The organism is Photobacterium sp. CCB-ST2H9 (assembly GCF_023151555.2).
GTDB lineage: Bacteria > Pseudomonadota > Gammaproteobacteria > Enterobacterales > Vibrionaceae > Photobacterium.
Genome location: NZ_CP100426.1, coordinates 1,096,276 through 1,118,822, shown reverse-complemented (window position 1 = coordinate 1,118,822; position 22,547 = coordinate 1,096,276). Strand labels below are relative to the sequence as shown.

General features: G+C 51.6%; 16 protein-coding genes. 10 read left to right on the top strand and 6 right to left on the bottom strand.

The genetic code is table 11. From position 1 onward, the window contains the following. Window positions 1-62: 62 nt before the first annotated feature. The gene (locus tag L4174_RS21790) at window positions 63-548 is read right to left on the bottom strand and encodes a DUF2938 domain-containing protein (protein ID WP_248143224.1); all 486 of its coding nucleotides are present in this window, start codon (window positions 546-548) and stop codon (window positions 63-65) included. 144 nt (window positions 549-692) lie between these two features. On the opposite strand from L4174_RS21790, the gene L4174_RS21785 reads away from it, so the two are divergent. The 10 genes from L4174_RS21785 (at window position 693) to L4174_RS21740 (ending at window position 13,084) form a co-directional block, all read left to right on the top strand. Then, window positions 693-1,355 (top strand): metalloregulator ArsR/SmtB family transcription factor, encoded by a 663-nt coding sequence (locus tag L4174_RS21785; protein ID WP_248143225.1) that lies wholly within the window; start codon window positions 693-695, stop codon window positions 1,353-1,355. 213 nt (window positions 1,356-1,568) lie between these two features. Next, window positions 1,569-3,005 carry an MFS transporter gene (locus tag L4174_RS21780; protein ID WP_248143226.1) on the top strand — a complete coding sequence of 479 codons (1,437 nt, stop codon included), beginning with the start codon at window positions 1,569-1,571 and terminating at the stop codon, window positions 3,003-3,005. A gap of 255 nt (window positions 3,006-3,260) precedes the next feature. Next, window positions 3,261-6,635, top strand: a complete 3,375-nt coding sequence (locus tag L4174_RS21775; RefSeq protein ID WP_248143227.1) for an amino acid adenylation domain-containing protein — start codon at window positions 3,261-3,263, stop codon at window positions 6,633-6,635. After that, a complete protein-coding gene (locus L4174_RS21770; RefSeq protein WP_248143228.1) occupies window positions 6,635-8,281 on the top strand; it encodes a GMC family oxidoreductase in 1,647 nt (548 codons plus the stop codon). Before L4174_RS21775 ends, L4174_RS21770 begins: the two co-directional genes overlap by 1 nt. Beyond that, the gene (locus L4174_RS21765) at window positions 8,268-9,044 is read left to right on the top strand and encodes a thioesterase II family protein (RefSeq protein ID WP_248143229.1); all 777 of its coding nucleotides are present in this window, start codon (window positions 8,268-8,270) and stop codon (window positions 9,042-9,044) included. The genes L4174_RS21770 and L4174_RS21765 overlap by 14 nt, the downstream gene beginning before the upstream one ends. Continuing rightward, complete coding sequence (locus tag L4174_RS21760; RefSeq protein ID WP_248143230.1) at window positions 9,041-10,177, top strand: acyl-CoA dehydrogenase family protein; 1,137 nt, start codon at window positions 9,041-9,043, stop codon at window positions 10,175-10,177. The genes L4174_RS21765 and L4174_RS21760 overlap by 4 nt, the downstream gene beginning before the upstream one ends. Before the next feature lie 10 nt (window positions 10,178-10,187). After that, window positions 10,188-11,066 carry a GNAT family N-acetyltransferase gene (locus L4174_RS21755; RefSeq protein ID WP_248143231.1) on the top strand — a complete coding sequence of 293 codons (879 nt, stop codon included), beginning with the start codon at window positions 10,188-10,190 and terminating at the stop codon, window positions 11,064-11,066. Between the two features lie 20 nt (window positions 11,067-11,086). Then, on the top strand, window positions 11,087-11,590 hold the full coding sequence (locus L4174_RS21750) for a group II truncated hemoglobin (RefSeq protein WP_248143233.1): 504 nt from the start codon (window positions 11,087-11,089) through the stop codon (window positions 11,588-11,590). A 17-nt stretch (window positions 11,591-11,607) separates the two neighbouring features. Then, window positions 11,608-12,432, top strand: a complete 825-nt coding sequence (locus tag L4174_RS21745; RefSeq protein WP_248143234.1) for a metallophosphoesterase — start codon at window positions 11,608-11,610, stop codon at window positions 12,430-12,432. A gap of 76 nt (window positions 12,433-12,508) precedes the next feature. Continuing rightward, the gene (locus L4174_RS21740) at window positions 12,509-13,084 is read left to right on the top strand and encodes a flavoprotein (protein WP_254589144.1); all 576 of its coding nucleotides are present in this window, start codon (window positions 12,509-12,511) and stop codon (window positions 13,082-13,084) included. A 40-nt stretch (window positions 13,085-13,124) separates the two neighbouring features. Here L4174_RS21740 and L4174_RS21735 read toward each other — a convergent pair whose 3' ends face one another. From L4174_RS21735 to L4174_RS21715, 5 genes are all read right to left on the bottom strand, one after another. Continuing rightward, window positions 13,125-14,087 carry a LysR substrate-binding domain-containing protein gene (locus tag L4174_RS21735; protein WP_248143236.1) on the bottom strand — a complete coding sequence of 321 codons (963 nt, stop codon included), beginning with the start codon at window positions 14,085-14,087 and terminating at the stop codon, window positions 13,125-13,127. Window positions 14,088-14,492: 405 nt separating this feature from the next. Next, the gene (tkt, locus tag L4174_RS21730) at window positions 14,493-16,484 is read right to left on the bottom strand and encodes a transketolase (protein ID WP_254589143.1); all 1,992 of its coding nucleotides are present in this window, start codon (window positions 16,482-16,484) and stop codon (window positions 14,493-14,495) included. Window positions 16,485-16,564: 80 nt separating this feature from the next. Beyond that, window positions 16,565-17,515 carry a transaldolase gene (gene tal / locus L4174_RS21725; RefSeq protein ID WP_248143238.1) on the bottom strand — a complete coding sequence of 317 codons (951 nt, stop codon included), beginning with the start codon at window positions 17,513-17,515 and terminating at the stop codon, window positions 16,565-16,567. A gap of 370 nt (window positions 17,516-17,885) precedes the next feature. Beyond that, a complete protein-coding gene (locus tag L4174_RS21720; protein ID WP_254589142.1) occupies window positions 17,886-20,600 on the bottom strand; it encodes an ATP-binding protein in 2,715 nt (904 codons plus the stop codon). A gap of 364 nt (window positions 20,601-20,964) precedes the next feature. Next, window positions 20,965-22,446, bottom strand: coding sequence for a lactate dehydrogenase (locus L4174_RS21715; RefSeq protein WP_248143241.1), 1,482 nt, complete (start codon window positions 22,444-22,446; stop codon window positions 20,965-20,967). Window positions 22,447-22,547 lie beyond the last annotated feature (101 nt).

Genomic DNA, 22,547 nt, shown 5'->3' with positions numbered 1-22,547 from the left:
AAGTAAAGCCCCTGACGTTGGTCAGGGGCTTTGTGCTTCAAGGGGGATAAACAGAACACTGCTTAAAGGGGAAGCACCAATGCGGTCAGATAAAGTCCGACGCCATAGGAGGTATGAGCCAGCAGGCTTCGGAATCTGGCGGTATTCGGTTGGGGTGTTTTTGACGCGGCCACGCCGGCTCCCATGCCTGGCTGTAAGATGAAAAACGGCGCTGCCACGGTCACGATACCAACAATTAGTGCAGGTAACAGGGTTGGCGAAGCTGTCCATTCCAGTCCCCATCCCCACAGCAATACAAACGCAAAGGCAATCCCAATCAGATAGTGGGCTGTCCAGCCAATGACGGCTTCACCAGTAACAGGCGCAGCTTTTCCGATATTTGGATGGGTGAATTGTCCTTTGGGTAAATGTCCGATCCAGCGACCGACCATGGTGTAATTCAGAGATGGAATGTTAAAGCAGACTTTCAGGAATAAGGCCCACAAGTCCATGACCAGGGTGGCGCCGATTCCCAGTAAAACAGCGTGAATGATGAAGCCTGGTTCCATACAGTTTCTCCTTTTTACTCTCAGGCTGGTATGTGTTTGGTATAACTATAAAAATGTCAGCAAATGAGGCACGTACCATACCAATTCACTGATAAAGATATATAATTCAATAAATCGATTGAATGATGAGGCAGAACTATTTTTATGTCAATGATAAACAATCAATATCATATTTACGCGGAGTTGGCAGATCTTGCTCGGCCCCTGGGGAATGCACACCGGCTGATTTTGCTGGAGCATATTGCTCAGGGGGAGAAACCGGTAGAAAAGCTGGCGGAGCTTGCTGAACTGACGGTAGCCAATGCTTCTCAGCATCTGCAACAACTCAAGCGGAACGGGTATGTGCAAACACGACGGGAAGGAAAACACGTTTTCTATCGTCTGGGGGATGCCCCCATCGTGGAGTTATTGATTGCATTGCGACAATTCGCAGAGTTCAATCACTCTGAAATCAAAAAGCTGGTGGTGAGCACCTTAAATGATCAGAAAGATGCGGAAGCAATATCGCGTGAAGAGCTCTTAAGCAGGATGCATGAAAACAGTGTGACTTTGCTGGATGTCCGTCCTGAAGAGGAATTTGCTCAGGGTCATCTGCCGGGCGCTGTTAATATTCCGCTGCCGGAGCTGGAAAAGCGCTTGTCTGAGTTGCCGGAAGAGCAGGATATCGTTGCTTATTGCCGTGGGCCTTACTGTTCCCTGTCTGTCAAGGCTGTCGCCGCGCTCAGAGAAAAAGGTTTGTCAGCCAGGCGCTTCAATGAAGGGGTTCCGGAATGGAAAGCCGCGGGATATCCGGTTGACAGAGCGTGAATTGATTTTTCACTCAGCCATCAGCTCTGAGTCGTTGCAGGGGGAAGTTCTCAAGATATTTCATCCAGTTTGTATCTCCCCATTTTTTGAATCATTTTCATGTTGACAGATATGAGATTACTCACCTATGCTATCCAACATTCAATGATTCAATTGAATAATAATTTTAAAATATAACAATGTCAGTTGGCTTTTTATCTTAAGGATCCTGTCATGACCGAAATGGGGGAACAGAAAGTGCAGACAACATCTGCTGAAGTAAAACCACAGTTCAAGCTTGCCTTTACCTTGCTCGCTGTGGTGCAGGCAACACTGATTTTTACCATTGTCATGATAGGAATTCCTTTACCGGATATTGGTGTGGAGTTTGGGCTGAACGCAGCTGATTTGCTGTTGGTCAGCACCGCATATGGTTTATCGTTCAGCGGACTGCTGTTATTCGGCGGACGATTAACAGACAGGTTTGGCGGCAGAAAACTTCTGACCATCGGACTTTGTATCTTCGGCCTGGCGTCTGCTGGTGCAGCTTTCTCTTCGAATTTTTCCATGATGGTTGTCATGCGGTTTCTGCAGGGTGCCGGTGCAGCGATGACAGCACCGGCAGCTGTGGCTGTTTTACGGACTTTGTTTCCTCTGCCAGGTGATTTCATGCGTGCCATGGCAACCTGGGGGGGCGTATCCGTTCTTGGGGGAGGTGTAGGTTTTCTTGCATCTGGCGTGGTGACGACATGGGTTTCATGGCGATGGATGTTTGTCGCACCTGTGCTGGTTGCTCTCATTGGCCTGGCAGCCGTTGCGTGGCTCTTGCCGAAGGATAACGCGCAATCTCTTCCTCAGGAATCCGGGCTTGATCTCATCGGTGCTCTGCTTGCAACCCTGGGTATTGCACTTGGAAGTTATGGGTTGATCGCCAGTGGAGAGTTTGGATGGTCTTCAGCGATGGTCCTCGGGCCGCTGATCTCTGGTGTCTGCCTGATCAGTTTGTTTTTTTTGGTGGAACGACGTGTCAAAGCGCCTCTTCTGCCGCCGGGTTTTGTTCGTGAACCTTACCGCATTGTCGGGTTGATCGGTATTCTTCTGGCTTCGGCCAGTATGGGACTGGTTACTTTCTTGTTGTCTCTGTTTCTTCAGATACAGCAAAACTGGACTCCGCTCGAAACTGCTGGTGCTTTTGTCCCCTATACCCTCACGCTGCTGCTGATGAATCGAGCAGCCAGTAATATTGTGAGCCGCTTGGGGCCATTGAAAGTCACTATCTGCGGGCTTTTGATTGGTGCCGCCGGCTTGACGCTGCTTTCAGGAATTCATCTGCAGGTTATGTATACCTCAGGACTGTTGCCTGGCATTGTGACACTGACAATCGGCACCTCAATGATGTTCGCTGGTTCTGCTGTTCTGTCGACAATGCATGTTCCCCAGCAACAAGCCGGTCTGGCCGGAGGAGTGATGAATACCTCTATGGAGTTAGGCCCGACATTTGGTCTGGCATCTCTAATGGCTGTCGCAGGATTTGCCCCTGATGTCGTGAGCGGATATGGGCTGGCTTTTGGCACTGCGGCAGGCGTTTATCTGTTTGCTGCCGGGTTGGCATGGTTTCTGACACGGCGCAAGTTCCAGCGAATGGAGACTGCAGTCGCTGGCGAGGCCTGATAAATGTGACAGGAAGCAATATTTTGTTATAGATAGACAGCATTATTTCTATGAGGAATTGATATGGATCCAGTGAATTCAAATAAAGCATAAATTAATCAATTGATTTCTTTATTGAGTGGTTCTTTTTCTTCTAGTTTGTAACGTGCGCTTGAGTTGCATAGCAATCGAGTGCATTTGATTTGCGTTTCTACATACCAATAATTTTTCGAAACGCAGACTTTATACAAACGAACGAAGGACACATGACCCACTATGAACCTTGATCACGTTGGCACACAGATAGTCAAAAAACATGGAAAGTTGGGATTCCAGAACACTGAGCAAAAGTCACTGATTGACTGGCAATCAGATGAACACCTCGACGCACTATACCTCGGAAACCTGCCTTTACACGCCCCATTTTCTGAAAAGATCACCCTTGCCGAAGGGGAGGAACAACCGCTGACAGATATTCAGTATGCGTATCTGATCGGCAGAAATACCGGATTGGAACTCGGGGGATTATCCAGTAGCTATTATCTTGAACTGGATATTGAAGCGCTGGATTTAAGCCGTTTTAAACACGCAGTCAATCAAGTGATTTCACGGCACAGCATGCTCAGAGCGGTGACTGTCGCTGGAGGTAACCAGAAAGTTTTTCCGGCTGGCACTTTATACAGCATTAAAACAAAAGATATTTCTGCCTGGGAGCCAACTGAACAAGCTGGCTTTCTCGCGACTCTGCGTCATGAAATGGAAAAACAGTTACTTCCTCTGGACGAAATCCCAGCCTTTGAAGTTCGGGTGACCCGAATGTCAGAGAGCAACTGGCGCCTGCATTTTCATTTTGACCTGATGTTTCTTGATTTGATCAGCGTACGCTTGGTCTTGAAAGACATGTGGCGTGAATATCTGCAGCAGGCCCAGACCTCACTGTCCAGATTACCTGATTTTCTGGAATATATTGCGGCAGAGCGTGTGCTCCAGGGAGAGCCGCAAGGCCGGGAGGACCAGCAATACTGGCTGGAGCAAATTGAAAATCTTCCCCCGGCACCTGAACTACCACAGAAAATATCTCCGCAACAAATTGAATCACCCTCAATTAAACGTCTGTCCAGACTGATTCCAAATCATATTTTAAGCGCACTCCGAACCGTTGCAGATCAGCATGGCCTGACAGCAGAGTCGGTTTTGCTTGGGTGTTATACAGAAGTGATCCGCCAGTGGTCGAAACGTCAGGAATTTACACTGACGCTGACGCAATTGATGCGCAGGCCTTTTGAGGAAGGCATTGAGTTGACCGTGGGGAATTTTCTTCAGCCGCAATTGCTGCCAGTTGCAGGTCATCAGGAAAGCACGGTTGAGCAGCGTTTATTGCAGTTGCAAACCACCCTGTACCAGGGACGTTTGCACGGCACTTTTAACGGAATTCAGGTCTTACGTGAACTGACCAGCCGTAAACAGGAAAACCGTGCTGTGTCGATGCCTGTGGTTTTCAGTAATACCCTGACTTCAGAGCTGGAAGAATGGGTGTCTGACTGGTGTGGTCCCAATAGCAAGCAGGCCTATGCCAGCAATCAAACGCCGCAGATCTGGCTGGAAAACCAAATCGATCTTCAACCGGAAGGCTTGGGGATTCACTTTAATTATGTCGACGGTCTGTTCCCCAATCATCTGATTGAAGACATGTTAACAGCTTACGTCAACTTACTGGAAAAAATGGTCAGTGAACCGTCACTCTGGCAGCAAACCGGCTCCGTTGTCGATTTACCTGAATCAGACGCGGCAGAACGTCAGGCGGCCAATCAGACTGTAGTTGATTTTACCCCCCGCTTGCTGCACGACATGATTTTGGAAGCTGCGGCGAGTCGCCCGGATGCAATTGCAATAGAACAGGGGAACACCCGTCTGACTTTCGGCCAGCTGGTTTCACAGTCGACCCGCTTAGCGCAGCAATTAAGAGCATCGGCCCGGATCGAAGCGGGCGATTTGATTGCCGCTTCCTTGCCACAGGGTCCAGATTTGATTGTCGGACTTCTGGGAATCTTACAGGCCGGGGCTGCTTATGTGTCGATTGATCCGGCTCTGCCCCGGGAACGTCGTCTGCACCTGCTGCAACGCTGTCAGGCAAAGGCTGTCGTGACGGATACGACGACCTTCGCTGATCCTGAGGAATATCAGCCATTTCTGAGGGTCAATTTGGATCATTTACCGGCTCAGGCTGAATTTGCAAAACCGCTCAGCTCGGTGCAAAAACTGGATGATTTGGCTTACGTGATTTTCACCTCCGGTTCAACAGGTGAACCGAAGGGAGTCATGATATCGCACCGAAATGCGGCCAATACAGTTGAGGACATCAACAGACGTTTTCATGTCACTGCAGATGACGCGGTGCTGTCTATTGCACCGGCAGGATTTGATCTGTCTGTCTACGACTATTTTGGTGTGCTGGGTGCAGGCGGCCGTCTGGTATTTCAGGAGGCCGATGCCAGCAATGATCCAAAAGTCTGGTGCGAGACGCTCATCCGACATGGGGTGACCATTTGGAATAGTGTGCCTGCACCAGTCAAGGTGATGGTCGACCGCGCCAGCGAGCATCTGGCAAACAGTTCGCTCAGACTGATCCTGATGAGTGGTGACTGGATTCCGGTTGATTTGCCGGATGGGATCCGCAGTGCATTGCCAGAAGCGAAGGTGATTAGCCTTGGCGGCGCAACAGAAGGTTCCATCTGGTCGATATGCTATCCCATTGAGCAGGTAGAAAAACACTGGGTCAGTATTCCTTATGGTAAACCACTGGCTAACCAGCGTTTTCATGTCCTGAATTCGTGGCTTGAGTCTTGTCCGAAGTGGGTGATTGGTGAGTTATACATTGCGGGTGACGGAGTGGCGCAAGGTTACCTGGCCGATCCGGAAAAAACGGCACAACGCTTTTTTGTGCATCCTCAAACGGGTGAGCGGCTTTATAAAACAGGTGATTTAGGCCGGTATATTTCTGATGGCCTGATAGAGATTCTCGGTCGGGATGATAATCAGGTCAAAATCAATGGCTACCGGGTTGAGCTGGGAGAGGTTGAGTATGCCTTACTCAAGCTGGATGAAATCAGTCATGTGGTGATTGATGCGCCCGCTCACCCGCATTCCGGCCAGCGCCAGTTGGTTGCGTACCTGGTGCTGCATGAGCAGGCAACACATATCGATCAGGACATCATTCAGCAGCGTTGCCGGGATCAGGTACGTCAATCGTTGCCGCCTTACATGTCGCCGACTTACTTCATTGTGCTTCCGCATATGCCTCTGACTGGCAATGGCAAAATTGACCGCAAAGCATTGCCGGCCCCCTGGCCTGAGGAAACTGCGCTAGCTGCCGGAGAAGATGCTGCGCCGGTGTCAGAGACTGAACAACGCCTGCTCAGCTTATGGCGTGAACTGCTTCAGCATGACGATGTGGATGTTAACGCCGGTTTCTTTGACGTCGGAGGCGATTCTCTGATTGCCGTTGCATTGCTGAGTACCCTTCGTGAAGCGTTTCATGTGACCGCGGTTCAGGAGCAGGATCTGATTGAAGGACTCTTCTTGAACACCAGCATCCGTCAGTTCGCGCAAATCATCGAGTCGATGAAACAACCGGACGGAGTCAGCCTGTGATGAGCTCAGAAGAACAGAACGCACTGGCGCAGGGCCGGTTTAATTACATCGTGGTCGGAGGCGGGGCGGCTGGCTGTGTGCTGGCAGCCCGGCTCTCAGAAGACAATTCCAAGCAGGTGTTATTACTCGAAGCCGGGCCGGCATCCGATACACATTTGCCGGACAGTCCGCTGAATGATGCATCCCGCCTGGTTCTGGAAAATTATAACTGGCATTACCAGGCACGGCTGAAAGGGGAATATACGCCAGCCAGCGAGGTCATCCGTCAGGTCGCTGAAAATCCGGTGCAGGAGACACGCCCTCAGTATTTCGACTACCGGGTGGGCAAGGTGATGGGCGGATCATCGGCTGTGAACGGTGCCGTAGCACTGCGGACTTTTCCCCGAGATTTCGCGGCATGGGCTGAGATGGGGTGCACGCAGTGGACCTGGGACAAAGTACTGCCCTGGTATTGCCGATCAGAAACCGACATTGATTTTCCGGACTGTCCGCAGCATGGCGATGCCGGGCCGATGGTGTTGCGTCGCCCGGCGGCGGAAAGCCTGCATCCGCTGGATGCAGCGTTTTCTCAGGCTTGTCAGGATCTCGGTATTCCTTATGCCGCAGATCTGAATGAAGGTGAAGCCCCGGCGGTCGGTCTGGTCCCTGCCAATGTAACGCAGCTGTCTCGTCGGGTAGATGTGTGCCAGTCATATCTGATGCCTGTGATGGACCGCCCCAATCTGACTGTGCTGACCGAAGTGCTGGTGTCCGGCATCCGGTTTGACGGACAGATCGTGGTCGGTGTTGACGTTATCCGGCAGGGGCGTTCGCTTTCCTTTGACTCAGGTGAAGTCGTTGTTGCCGCGGGAGCTATTGGCACCCCGGCACTGCTTCAGCGTTCCGGGATCGGTGATCCTGAGCACTTGCAGGCGCTGGGTATTCCGGTTCGTGTGGCAAGTCCTGCGGTGGGCAGAAACTTGCAGGATCATGCTTCACTCGTGTTGTGGGCGTTGCCTAAAACCGGAGTCTGTCATCCCGGGCTGCCCTGGCGACAGATTGCTGCCCGGATTGCCAGTGGCGTGGATGCAGAAAGTGATGTCCAGATCGGATTGCTTAACAATGTGGAAAGCAGCACCGTGCCGAAGTTCAGAAATCGCGTCGATTATCCGATGCTGGTTGGTGCTTCCGCGATGCTGATGCAACCGGCTGCCCGGGGACAAGTCTTTATTACCAGTCGCGAAGCAGAGGTGCTGCCGTCTATCCACCTGCCGCTGCGGGAAAATGATGATGACATTACCAGGATGGTGGGTGCTGTCCGCCAGTTATGGCAAGCACTACATGCACCTCAGGTCGCCTCGTTTCTTGACGGGGTCCAGTTCTGGTCTGAAGCCATGATCGGAAATGACCGGGTGATGCATAGCGCGGTGAAAAATATGCTGAATCCGGGCTGGCACGCCTCAGGTACGGTCAGGATGGGACCCGAGGGCGATCCGAACTGCGCTGCGGCCGAAGATGGCCGGGTGTATGGCGTTTCGGGCCTGACCGTAGCCGATGCCTCGCTGTTTCCGTTGATCCCTTCAATGCCAACCAACCTGACCACGATTATGCTCGCAGAGCGCATCGCTCATGCCCTGAAAACAGGAGGTCTCGATGACATCGCATAAAACACGGGTGATTTATGCCTTCCCGCATGCCGGTGCGAGTGCTTCTGTTTATCGTCCGTTCTGCAAACAACATGAAGCGGAAGGCACGACCTTGCTGCAGCCGGTTGAAATGCCGGGACGAGGCGTGCTGGCCCGGGAGCCGGAGGTCAGCAATCTGGAAGTGCTGGCCGGGCAACTGGCCGACACAATATTCAGGGATTTCAGACTGAAACAGCAGCAGGGCATTCATGGCTGGGCAACATTTGGCCACAGTTTTGGCGGTGTGCTGAGTGTGGTGGTGACTAGGGTTCTGTCTGAAAAGTACGGCATGCATCCGGCATTCAGCGTTGTGTCCGGATCGGTCCCACCCAGCGAACAGCCCTATGACGATCTGCATTTATGGTCTGATGAATCTCTGTTGCAAAAAATGCGTGCGGATCAGGGGACGCCGGACACCGTGCTGAACGAGCCGGTTCTGGCAAAACGCTTTGTCGGTCAGATACGGACAGACTTTCAGATCCGCAGTCAGTTTCTGCAACTGAAAGAGATGCGGGTCGCGCAGCCGCTGGTACTGGTTTCCGCCTCGGACGATCCGCATGTACCTGAAGAGACGATTCAGGCGTGGCAGCGCCATACCACAGGCGGTACGTCCCTGATCAGGCTGAATGGCGATCATTTCGCGGTTTACCAGCATTGGCCGGTGATCCGGCAGGCCATGGAAGCTGATGAGTCTGACCGGCTCGAACAAGAAAACAGAATGGACAGTTGGAGTGTGTTTCAGTGAGTACGATTACAGAGGAACTAGCGCGTTTTCGGCTGTCTTGCCGGGAGTGTTTTGAGCATCATGCAAAACCCAAATTAGCAGCCTGGGAAGCTCAGGGACTGGTGGACCGGGATTTCTGGCTCACGATGGGGGCACATGGTTTGCTGGGTATGGGGGTGAGTCCGGAGCTCGGCGGTCAGGATAAACCTGATTACCGGTATGCGCTGGCGCTGACGGAGGAGATGATCGCGGTTGGCATGACGGCACCGATTGTCATTTCGCACAATGATGTGATTGCCAGTTACATCAACCTGTTGGGAACAGAGGAACAAAAGCAGCGCTGGCTGCCGGATCTGTGCAGTGGCAGACGCATAGCAGCTATTGCAATTACAGAACCCGGTGGCGGTTCTGATTCAACGGGACTCACCACGCAGGCCATTTCAGAGGGCGACCACTATATCCTCAATGGCGGCAAAGCGTTTATCACCAATGGCGTGAATGCGGATCTTTTTGTCGTTGCGGTGAAAACGGATGCCGGTGCGCGTGGGCAGGGGATCAGTCTGATTATCGTCGAAAGAGACATGCCCGGATTTACCCGGGGGCCGGCCCTGAAAAAGCTGGGCTGGCATGCCAGTGATACGGCTGATTTATATTTTGATCACTGTGTTGTACCGAAAAGCAACTTGCTCGGCCGCGAGAACCTGGGAAGTTATTACTTTATGACTGCCATGACGCGTGAGCGGCTCAGTATCAGTACTGTCGCGATTACCAGTGCGGAAGCCATGATGGCTGAAACGCTGGCCTATGTGAAACACCGCAAGGCGTTTGGTCAGCCGATCGGCTCCTTCCAGTACAACCGCTTTTTACTGGCGCAGCTGGATACGCAAATCAAAGTAACCCGCAGTTATCTGAATGAGGCGATTGAACAGTTTAATGCCGGTGCGCTGAAACTGGAGGATGCTGCACGCCTGAAGTGGTGGGCAACGGAAGTCCAGAATAAAGTCGCAGATGAATGTCTGCAGCTGCACGGCGGCAGCGCATATCTGAGCGATTCATCCATTGGTAAGTTATGGGTCAACAGCAGGGTTCAGAAAATTTACGGTGGCACCAGTGAAATCATGCTGGAAGTTATCAGTAAATCCATGGGGCTTTAGAGAGGAAAAGATGGATATTGTTACAAATGAACAGGAAGTATTGAGTGCATGGCGTATCGAGAATGCGGATCTGACGCAATGGCAAACCGTGCTGGAATGGGCTGGTAATGAAGGCTGGGACATGGGCATCGGCGATGCGGATGTGTTCTTTGAGGTTGATCCGCAAGGGTTTTTCATTGGCTATCTCGATGATGAGCCTGTGGCGGCAATTTCAGTTGTGAACTTTTCCTCAAATTTTTGTTTTGTCGGACATTATCTGGTTCCGCCGAAGTTCCGCGGACAGGGCCATGGCCTGAGACTCTGCCTGAGTGCGCTTCGTCATGGTGGTGACCGGGTGACAGGTCTGGACGGAATCCTGAATCAGGTTGAAAACTACGCCAAACTGGGCTTTGTCGGTTACCGGAATACTGAGCGCATGGTTGGTATGGTGCATCAGGATTACCCGTGTCCGGAAGGAATTGAACCGGTGCATGCCTCAGATGCAGACGACATTGTGGCATTCGATACCAGCTGCACCGGAGTGAACCGGGGCGCATTGCTGAAGCGCTGGTTTACCGGAGAAACCCGACATGGATTCCTGATCCGTCACGGTGGCGAGATCCAAGGGGTTATCGGTGTGCGTCAGTCACAGGATGGCTATCGCATTGGTCCGTTGCTGGCGAACTCTCCGGATCTGGTTGAGCCACTGTTGCAAGCGGCATTATCCGTGGTTTCTCCGGGTGGTCAGGTTGCAATGGATGTCCCTGAAAAGGCTGATCGGACACTCCTTCGTCTGGCTGAACAATATGGTTTTGAATCGGTGTTTCAGACACAGCGGATGTACATTGGTGAGCCGCCTCAGGAACAGGAACATCAGGTGTGGTGTATTGCATCATTGGAGCTGGGATAAACATGAATAAGGACATTGAAATGGACACAGCGACAGAAGTAACTGAGAAAGAACAGGTGAATCAGCCTCAGCCGCCAACACTGTTGGAGTGGATGGGCGGGCGTGAAGCCATTCGTAACTTACTTAAGGTCTTTTACGCCAAAGTTGAGCAAGACCCTTTGCTTCAGCCTTTGTTTGAGCATATGCCGCCTGATCACCACGTGCACGTTGCCATGTGGTTTGAAGAAGTATTCGGTGGTGAGCCGCTCTATACCAATGAGAGAGGGGGCTTTAAACATATGCTCAAGAAGCATCGGGGCCGTTCGATCCAGTCTGAACAGCGGGACCGCTGGATTGCGCTGATGATGCAAAGTGCCGATGAGGTGGAACTGCCTGGCGATCCAGAATTCCGGTCGGCCTTTATGGCTTACATTGAATGGGGCTCCCGAAGAGCGATGGCCAACTCGCAACCGGGGGCAAAACCATCGAAGCGCGATACAGTGCCGCGTTGGGGCTGGGGCGAAGCGCCTCCGGGCACCCTGTAAGATCTGGAGTTTCTCTGATGCTGATGGCTGCCAGTGACTTGCATGTGTCTCATCCTGAAAATAAACGGATCATTGAATCTGTCCGTGCTGACAACACGTCAGACTGGCTGATTCTGGCCGGGGATGTCGCAGATGATCTGTCCGAGTTTGAGTGGGCGATCCGCACGCTGGCAGCACAGTTTTACCGGGTGGTTTGGGTACCCGGGAACCATGAACTCTGGTGTACTGCCCGGGAGCCGATGGCGCTTCCGGGTGAATTGCGATACCGCCAGCTGGTGGAAATCTGTCACCGTTACGGTGTACTGACTCCGGAAGATGAGTATCCGGTCTATACCACCGCCGGCGGCCAGTCGTTTTTGATTGCACCTCTTTTTGTATTGTATGACTACTCATTTCGTCATCCGGCAGATTTTACACCGCAACAAAGCCTTGAAAGAGCGCGGCGTGCCGGCGTGGTCTGTGCGGATGAATACTTTCTGAAATCTTACCCTTTCCCGGATATATCGGGCTGGTGTGATGCACGTGTGCAGTTCACCGAAGCGCGTTTGAGTGCGTTAAGCAGAGACTATCCCCTGATCCTGGTGAATCACTTTCCCATGGTGCAACGTCTGACCCAGGCATTACAGCCGCAGGAGTTTGCGATTTGGTGTGGTACCCGGCGGGTAGAGCACTGGCTGACACGATTTCCGGTTTGTCTGGTGGTGTACGGGCATCTGCATTTACAGGGCTCGACCCTGATTGATGGTATTCCCCACGTGGAAGTGTCTCTGGGATATCCGAGAGACAGGCAGGGGCGGCAGCCGTTTCATGTCATGACGGCACTCGATACTTTGCTGACCTGAACAAACCGGCTACAGGGTGCGCTGCGTCGAACAGCAATTTCCGGGATTGGGAATATAAAATGGCTAAAAGGACTGAATGATGGAAAAGCAGCAACAAACATCGAAGCCAAGAGTATTGATTGGCGCGTCTGGCTCCGTGGATATCATGCTGTTGCCAAGATACCTGCAAATGATTAAAAGCACGATCGACTGCGAACTGACTGTGCTCATGACCCCCACAGCGGAGACATTCATTCCGGCTTCCAGTATGGCGCTGTATTGTGACCGGGTGATAGCCGGAGAGCGGCCGGGAGACTGGCCGACAGATAAACCGTCCCGCATCGTTGCAGATCATGATGTGCTGATGGTGATGCCGGCAACTGCAAATACGCTGGCAACGGCTGCCAGAGGCGGGGCAACCAACCGTTTGACGACTGTGATTCTTGCAGCAGATTTTCCGGTTTACTTTTTACCGGTGATGGGCTCAGTCATGTGGAACAAGCCAGCGGTACAACGGAATGTCAGTCAGTTGCGTGAAGATGGCTACGATGTTGTGGAGCCAGTGTGGCACGAAAATTTTGATGCGTCGCTTCAGCGTATGGTGGGACACCCATCTCTGCCAGCTCCGGAGGCGGTCGCTGAACTTATTCAGCAGGCACTGGCAAATTCATAAAACAGTGACGGGGGGAGCTGCGGTGCAATCCGCTCCCCCGTTATTTTGTCTTGATGATCTGGTCACTGAATTGCCGGATTTCCTGGTCAGCCGGGAACGATTGCTGAAATTTATCGGCTTGCTGGCGGATCCAGTCAGTGAAGATCTGGACTTTCTCGCGCTTAAAATAACCTTCCGGAGCACACAGGTAGTAACTGAAATTGGGTTTCACCGCGATGTTACCAATGCGAACCAGAGTGCCTTCTTCAATATAGCGTTGTGCCAGACTGTGGCGTGCCAGCGCGACACCCTGGACGGAAAGCGCACCTTCCAGAACGTAATTGACGCCATCATATGCCAGCGAACTTGAACCGCCTTTGGCACCTACGGTTGCCAGCCAGCGTTCCCAGTTGATATCCGGCCAGATATCGCCAATCAAATCAGCCCGTTGTAAATCATGGATGGAATAAATCTGGTGTTGTGCCTGATAGAGCGGGTGGCACACCGGATACAGCAGATCATCCATCAGCCATTGACAATGCAGGTTCGGGTAACAGCCTTCCCCATAGCGAATACACAGATCCAGTGAAGACTGCTCGAAATCGGCCAGCTCGGTTTTGGACTCAATCAGAACTGAAATATCGGGGTGCTCCGCTCTGAATGATGTCATCCGCGGAACCAGCCAATGCTGCGAAAATGAGGGCAATGTGGAGAGTGATATGCGTTGCGGGTCCGGGTCGTTGTTGATCAGCCAGACGCCACTCTGGATCTGCTGGAATCCTTTTTGTGTGTGTTCGAACAGGAGTTGCCCTTCAGGGGTCAGAACGACTTTACGGTGCTGGCGATAGAACAGGGGGGTACCGAGCCAGTCTTCCAGAAGTCTGATTTGTTGGCTGATTGCTGCTGCAGTGACGTGCAGGGTTTCTGCCGCTAGTTTGAAACTGCCATAGTGTGCTGCCTGATAGAAATAATACAAACCTTGCAAAGGCGGCATGCGTTTATGCGGGTCTGTTGGCTTTAGCATAAGTTTTCCTTAACTGAGTGTCAGAATCTATCGTTTGAGCCAGATGCAGTCCTGAATAAAAATTAATCATAACTTTGATAAACACAGGTAGTAAAGCGATGATGACAATGTATGATCCTGTATTCCCGACTGTTCAGCAAGTTGTTACATCAGTTAAGAAAATATTTTCTAAACTTCGGATCTGGCAGTTGAAACGTCAATGCATTCGTTCCTTACAAGAGGTGCCGGAACACCTCAGAGCCGATCTTGGTCTGGATCAGAGCAACGAGCATTCGAGCACTTCTGCAAATGATGCACATTTCAATGATGCATTGAGATGGAAATAGCAGGAGAAGATTTTCAGATCGGTGTCGAGGGTATAAAAAAACCCGGCCAAAGGCCGGGCTTATGATCTGGTGTCCGGAATTACGCCAGCAGTTCTTTCGCCGTGCTCACCACGTTTTCAGTGGTGAAGCCGAACAGCTTGAACAGCTCGCCAGCCGGTGCAGATTCACCGAAGCTGGTCATGCCGATGATGCGGCCTTCGAAACCTACGTACTTGTACCAGAAGTCGGCAATACCGGCTTCAATGGCGATACGGGCAGTCACGTCAGATGGCAGCACAGATTCACGGTAAGCCGCATCTTGCTTGTCGAATGCGTCGGTAGACGGCATTGAAACAACGCGCACCTGCTTGCCTTCTGCGCTCAGTTCAGCGGCAGCGTTCACGGCCAGCTCAACTTCAGAACCGGTGGCAATCAGGATCAGCTCAGGTTTGCCTGCGCAGTCTTTCAGGATGTAACCACCTTTTGCGATATCAGCAACCTGCTGTTCGCTGCGCTCTTGCTGAGCCAGGTTCTGACGCGAGAAAATCAGCGCGGTTGGCGCGTCTTTACGCTCGATGGCCAGTTTCCACGCCATCGCAGATTCAACCTGGTCACACGGACGCCAGGTGCTCATGTTTGGCGTCAGGCGCAGAGAAGCCATCTGCTCAACCGGCTGGTGCGTCGGGCCGTCTTCACCCAGACCAATGGAGTCGTGGGTGTATACCTGAATGTTCTGTACTTTCATCAGGGCAGCCATACGCATCGCGTTACGGGCATATTCCATGAACATCAGGAAGGTTGCGCCGTAAGGGACGAAACCACCGTGCAGTGCGATACCGTTGATGATGGCCGTCATCCCGAACTCACGCACACCGTAGTGGATGTAGTTACCGGATGCATCATCAGCCGTCAGCGACTTCGAGCCAGACCACATGGTCAGGTTCGAAGGTGCCAGGTCTGCAGAACCACCCATGAACTCAGGCAGGATCTGACCGAAGGCTTCCAGCGCATTCTGAGAAGCTTTACGGGAGGCGATGTTCGCCGGGTTGGCTTGCAGATCAGCAATGATCTTGCTTGCTTCTGCTTCCCATTGTGCTGGCAGTTCGCCGTTTACACGACGTTTGAATTCTGCAGCCAGTTCTGGGTAAGCGGCTTCATAAGCAGCCAGTTTTTCATTCCATGCTGCTTCTTTCGCTTCGCCCGCTTCTTTGGCATCCCACTCTGCGTAAACATCGGCAGGGATTTCGAACGGACCGTGCTGCCAGCCCAGGAATTCACGGGCTGCTGCGATTTCGTCGTGACCCAGCGGGGCACCGTGACAGTCGTGAGAACCGGCTTTGTTCGGAGAACCGAAACCGATGATGGTTTTGGTACAGATCAGCGTTGGACGAGGGTCTGCTTTCGCTGCTTCGATGGCTGCGTTGATTGCTGCAGCATCGTGGCCGTCAACCGCAGGGATCACGTGCCAGCCGTACGCTTCAAAGCGTTTTGGTGTATCGTCAGAGAACCAGCCTTCCACGTGACCGTCGATAGAGATGCCGTTGTCATCCCAGAACGCGATCAGTTTGCCCAGACCCAGGGTACCGGCCAGAGAACAAGCTTCGTGAGAGATACCTTCCATCAGACAGCCGTCGCCCAGGAACGCATAGGTGTAGTGGTCAACGATGTCGTGGCCGTCGCGGTTAAACTGAGCTGCCAGAGACTTCTCAGCAATCGCCATACCCACAGCATTGGTGATGCCCTGACCCAGCGGGCCGGTGGTGGTTTCGATACCCGGCGCGTAACCGTACTCCGGGTGACCCGGTGTTTTTGAATGCAGCTGACGGAAGTTTTTCAGGTCGTCAATGGACAGCGCGTAACCGCTCAGGTGCAGCAGGGAGTAAATCAGCATGGAGCCGTGGCCGTTGGACAGCACGAAGCGGTCGCGGTCAGCCCAGTTCGGGTTTTGCGGGTTGTGGTTCAGGTGGTCACGCCACAGAACTTCAGCGATGTCCGCCATACCCATCGGTGCGCCCGGGTGACCGGAGTTCGCCTGTTGTACACCGTCCATGCTCAGCGCACGGATAGCATTCGCAAGTACTTTACGATCCATAATATTCTTCTTACTCAATTCAAGTTAGTCATAAAACGACTGAGAGCAGCGTTGTGCTGCTCTCAAAATTCTGCGCTGGATTACAGGCGCGCTTCGATCATGGTTTCCAGTTTGCCCTGGTCGATCGCGAAGTTACGGATACCTTCCGCCAGCTTCTCAATCGCCATTGGATCCTGGTTGTGATCCCACAGGAACTCAGCGTGAGTCATTGGTGCCGGACGCTCTTCAGAAGCAACCTCAGCAGACAGTTTCTGGACAACCTCACCTTGTGCTTCGGACAGCTCCTGCAGCAATTGCGGGCTGATGGTCAGACGGTCACAACCAGCCAGTTCCAGAATCTCACCTGTGTTACGGAAGCTTGCGCCCATCACAACGGTGTTGTAGCCCAGTGCTTTGTAGTAGTTGTAGATCTTGGTAACAGACAGAACGCCCGGATCTTCAGAAGCTTCAAAGTCGCGGCCTTCTTTCGCTTTGTACCAGTCCATGATGCGGCCAACGAAAGGAGAAATCAGGAATACACCCGCTTCAGCACAAGCACGCGCCTGAGCGAAAGAGAACAGCAGAGTCAGGTTACAGTTGATGCCTTCTTTTTCCAGAACTTCAGCAGCACGGATACCTTCCCAGGTAGAAGCCAGTTTGATCAGGATGCGCTCGTTGCTGATACCGGCATCGTTGTACATTTTGATCAGCTTACGTGCTTTTGCCACGCTCGCTTCAGTGTCGTAAGACAGACGAGCGTCAACTTCAGTTGAGATACGGCCAGGAACGACGTTCAGGATTTCTTTACCGATGTTTACAGCCAGCTTGTCACCAGCATCTTCGATTTGCTGAGCTTTGTCGTTGCTTTGCGCTTTTGCGTACGCAATGGCATCGTCGATGAGAGGCGCGTACTGTTCAATTTCTGCGGCTTTCAGGATCAGGGAAGGGTTGGTGGTCGCGTCTTGCGGTTGATATTTCTTAATCGCTTCGATGTCGCCAGTGTCGGCAACAACAGTAGTGAGTGCGCGCAGTTGTTCCAGTTTCGTGCTCATATCTCTCGACCTTTGCTGTGTTTGTGCAAGCTTTAAGTTTAGCCAGTTGACCGCTCTTGTCAGGATCCGTCTGCACCTGATCCAACAGGTATGAACATATGGATCGCTGTAGAACAATTGATGTCCCGATAATTGAATTTTTCAGTGAAAATGTCAATCTCAAAGCCCGGGTAACTCGCTTAATCAGGCAAATTTTACACAATGAAACCGAAGTGTATTCGCAGCTCGATCAATTTTATCAATCATTCTTGTTTTTAAATTGTGAGCATTTGTTTAGGGGGGAGATCATATGTTCGGTGGTGATTCCGTTTCCATCGGGGGAGCTCAGTAAAAATTGGCTCATCAACAGATGATTGATGAGCCGGGGAGATTACACGAAGGTTGTCGTTTCCAACAGACTCCGGATTTCAGTGCAGAGGGCCTGCAAGGCATTGGATAGCGCCGAAAGCTCCGCCTCTGACGGGGTTTGTCCGTCTTTGAGTGTTGTTTCAACGATCATCGCTGCCTCGCTGAGTGAGTGAGCGCAGAGGCTGGCGGATGCACCTTTTAAGGTGTGGCTGAGTAAGATGGCCTCTTTTTGATCTCCTTCAGCAATTGCCTGGCGGATTTTCAGGTCATAATCCTGGTGATCATCAGCGAAGATGATGAGGAATTGTGCAATCATGCTCAAGTCATGATCCAGCATCTCCGACAATTCATCCATTGCGATCAGGGTAAACTGTTCCAGGTTGTTTTCCTTGTGCTCCTGTGTTTCAGGGATCGTCAGAATATCGGTATTGAAAACCGGATCACTGAATACGGACTGATGGCTGAAATCTGGCTGCGTGAGTGCACGTTGTCTTAAGGATGCCATGTAATCAATACGATGCCGGAAGCGTTGCAGGGCATCCAGCAGTTTCCGTTCATCCAGCGGTTTGGTAATGACACAGTCAACACCGGCATTGAGCATATTCTGCTGGGTTTCTTCAAATGCATCGGCGGTGCAGGCAAAAATCGGCACGATACAACAGGGTTCAGGCAATGCCCGAATTCGGCGGGTGGATTCCAGACCATCCATGACCGGCATATGATTATCCATCAGGACCAGATCAAATGTCTGGCTCTGAATCATCGTCAGCGCTTCAAGGCCATTTTCAGCGGTGAATGTGTGGAAGCCCCACTGTTTCAGGAAACTTTCCATGATCAGCACGTTCAGGTGATTGTCTTCAACCACCAGAACGTTCAGCCCGGCAAATGCCTTTTTATCAATCTCAATATGTTCAATCAGCTCTTCCTGAGGAATACCATTCTCCAGGCAAAGGCTGACCGTGACATGAGTACCAACGCCCGGGGTGCTGGTCAGTACAACATCACCATCCATCAGTTGTGCCAGCTGACGAACGATACTCAGGCCCAGACCTGTGCCGCCGTAACGGCGACTGGTTGAGACTTCAGCCTGTGCAAAAGGGTCAAAAATGTGTGTGATACGCTCCGGGGCAATGCCGATGCCGGTATCTTCTGTCACAATGTTGAGCTGTTGTTTCTGTTCATTCGGTAAATGGGTCAGGCTCATGCGAACCCGGACTTCACCTTTATCGGTGAACTTGATGGCATTACTGATGAGGTTGAAGAGAATCTGCCGGATACGGGATTTATCTGCATAAAACCAGGTTTCCTGCGGAAATCCACAATCAATGTGAAATGAGAGTCCTTTTTCTTTCGCCAGTGAGAAATATGTACTCTCGATTGCACCGACCAGATCGGTAAACTGGAAATGGGTTTTATCCAGCTTGAGTTGTCCCTGCTCGATTTTTGAAAAGTCCAGAATATCATTGAGCAGAGTCATCATATGCTTACCGGATTCAAGCAGCGTGTGGAGATGATGCTCCTGCTCCGGGGTCAGCTCTGTTTTCAGCAGCAATTGCGACAAACCCAGCATCCCGTTCATGGGCGTACGGATTTCATGGGACAGATTTGCGAGAAAAGCTGATTTCGCTTTGTCGGCCGCTTTGGCTTTTTCCAGTGCCTGATTCAGCCGTTTGGTATCGGCGTAAATTTTGTCTGTGCCCTGGTTGAGTGCATCATGAAGAACCTGAAATTCGTAAGGGCCTTCAAAGTGGGGGTTGCGCTGATAATTCCCCAAACGAAATTGTGACGCAAAACGGGTCAGCTTTGCAATCGGGTCGGTAATGCGTTTCGTCAGACCGATAGAAAGCAATAAAATAAACACGCTGACCATGGCTAATGCGAGCAGCAGAAAATGATGAAGTTCATCAATAATGCTGATGGCATTATCCTGTGATGTCAGTGTAACCAGAGCCCAGATGGGCAAGCCATTTGCGTCTTTGGTCTGAGAAGGAACAACCGCGGCAATCATCGCTTCGCCGTCCGGATTGTTGTAATAGTTGATCCCGAGCTTGAATGGCAGGAATGATGTGCTTTTGCCCGGATCGGTCAGTAAATTCTCCAGATAAAATTGTTGGTATTGTTTCAGAGACTGGGGGGAGTCATCACTGGTGATGAGTAAATTTCCTTCAATGTCGGTCAGGTAAATATTATCCGTGCTGCTGACTTCACTCCCTAATTTTTTCAGCTGCAGCTTAATGTCATCCATCTTATATTCGATCAGCAGGAAACCATCGGGTTGCTGACGGATTTTTTTGGCCAGAAAAGCAGTGGCTTCACTGTTTTTGACTTGAGGATGTGAAATATATTTTTCGCTCTGGTTTTGGGTGAGTGCTGTGTCAATTGCGGCTAAATCAGGAACATCAATGGTATCGATGGATGTCATTTCTTTGGAGCTTGCGGCCAGATAGTATTGCCCGTCCTGCTGCCGTATCTGATGCATGGCTGCGAATGAAGTATCGGTCTGGCTGAAATTGTAAAAGAACTGGCTGATTTGCGACGAGGGTCGGGAAAACATCGGAGACTGGCTGAGCAGGTAGAGGTTTTTCAGCCTGAGGGTGTAAGTCTGGTCAAGACTTTGCGCTGCAATCGTATTTCGCGCATTAATTCCGTTGGCGATTCTGTCCAGTGCAACTTCATTGAGTTTTTCACTGCTGATCCAACCATAGATATAGGACGGAATGATTCCGACAGCCAACATGCTGACCAGAAGAATCGGTTTTATTCGGTTGGGGACAATCCTTATCACCATTTGACCTCGATTGATTCGCGACTTAATCGAAGCATACTCTCAAAGTATGACTATGCCAAAGAGTGAGTGTGCGGAGAAGAGAGCTGAGCAGCGATATTACCGATTTGAGGGACAGGCGATTCTTATTTGTATCGGTTTCCGGAGATTCCTGCCACTTCAAAAAAATGAGTGCAGCGAGATGTGATTCGAAACTCTGTATTCCGGGATAATGGATATCGGCAGGATGTTTACCCGCTCAGGTCATTGAATGGGGCGGCAAAGGCGCCAGACAATAATTATGGATTGACTCGGGTAAGCAGCGTTTTACCATGGATTAGTTCAGTAATTGCTCCAGAGTTAACGGGGAGCGTAACAGCCTGAGTTGCTGTGCCGGGGTCATGCCTTGACGATCCTGACGACACAGGTTATGCCACGCGCGGTAAATATCCAGCAAAGGCAGCAATCCCCCGGGCCGCGCTTTGCGGCGCGGTTCGTCCACCAATTGTGCGAACTGCTGATAAAAGCGTTGCTGATACTCGTCGACAGCCCTGTGCGAAGCCAGTTGCAGCCACCGGGCTTCATTATCTTTTTCTCCGCCCAAATGGCAGATCCCTTTACTGACCTGATCAATGCGAGTGAATGCCCACCGGTCACGCCACCATCCGAGCAGCACGATATCGATTCTGCCTGCTGGCTGTCCTTGCGGCCAATCGTGATCTTCTTCGACATAGACAGGCTCAATGGTGCCGGAACGAATCCGCTCCAGAAAAACAGACAGGCAAGCGGAACGTAATAAAGGTTCCTGCGGCATAAACAGCATGAGCTGGGTGTCTTCGCTGACCAGTTCGTTTAACTGCAGAAAATGTGCGTAGGTTGCGTATTGCGGCCGCACCAGTTTGCCTTTGGCCGGAAAGTGGCTCAGCTTCAGAGCACTGGTTGGGTCTTCCAGATGTGGCCTCGACAGCACCTCACGGTATTTCGCATCAACCTGAGCCAGTAAACCCTGAGTCGTGACAGGTGCAGAGACCGTCGCCGTCTGGGTGGGTTTTGCCATGAAGCGGGCATTGGGGCTGTACGGATCATGAATTGCCGCAGCGTCACCCGTATCTTCCGGATGGTAATTGATATGCTGGCTGAGGACGTACCCGGAATGAGCTTCACAGCTGGCAATCCAGTTTACTCCGTTCTCAGCATGAGGCTGTAACGGACTGAGCGTACAGGCCAGTGCCAGTTGCGATCGGTTTTGTAACAGACGGGCATCGAATACAGACAACTGTCGTCGGCAACGGCTGGCAATATGGTTGAGCTGATCATAGAAGGTTTTCGGATTCATGCTCAGGCGCCGGCAGATATCCCGGATCGGGTGACCGGTAAACAGCAGTGCAAGCAGTTTTTGCTGAACCTGATGCTTGGGATTAAAACCGGACCAGCGATCGACAAAGGTTGTCTGACAGGATTTGCAGCGATACCGCTGACGATCACCACTGTAGCCAAAGGCGTGATAGAGGTGGCGGTGAGTCAGCACCGGCAGCCCCAGATTTTCACAGTTCAGGTTGTTACAGGCGGGTAATCCGCAGCTTTGCTGAAGTTTGAGGTACCGCCATTCGGCGACCACACTCTGATTACTGATCAACGGCGGAAATGCACCGCATTCTTTGCAGATGAATGAAGGACGGTTTGGGTTGGTCAGCTGAATGATGTAATCGTCGGGATTATGGGAGCCAAAATTGCGGCAATGGACCGTTTTGCAATGATTAAACTGCCATTGGCCACTGGCTGGCGGCAATGATGCAGATTGTCTTTGGCTGGTCATCATCGAGCCCCACTCCGATAACATCATAGAAAAAGGTGCCGAGTCATTACCGCTTACGATGACTCAGCACCCATTAGTTGGCCCAAACGGTCAGGCATTGCAAT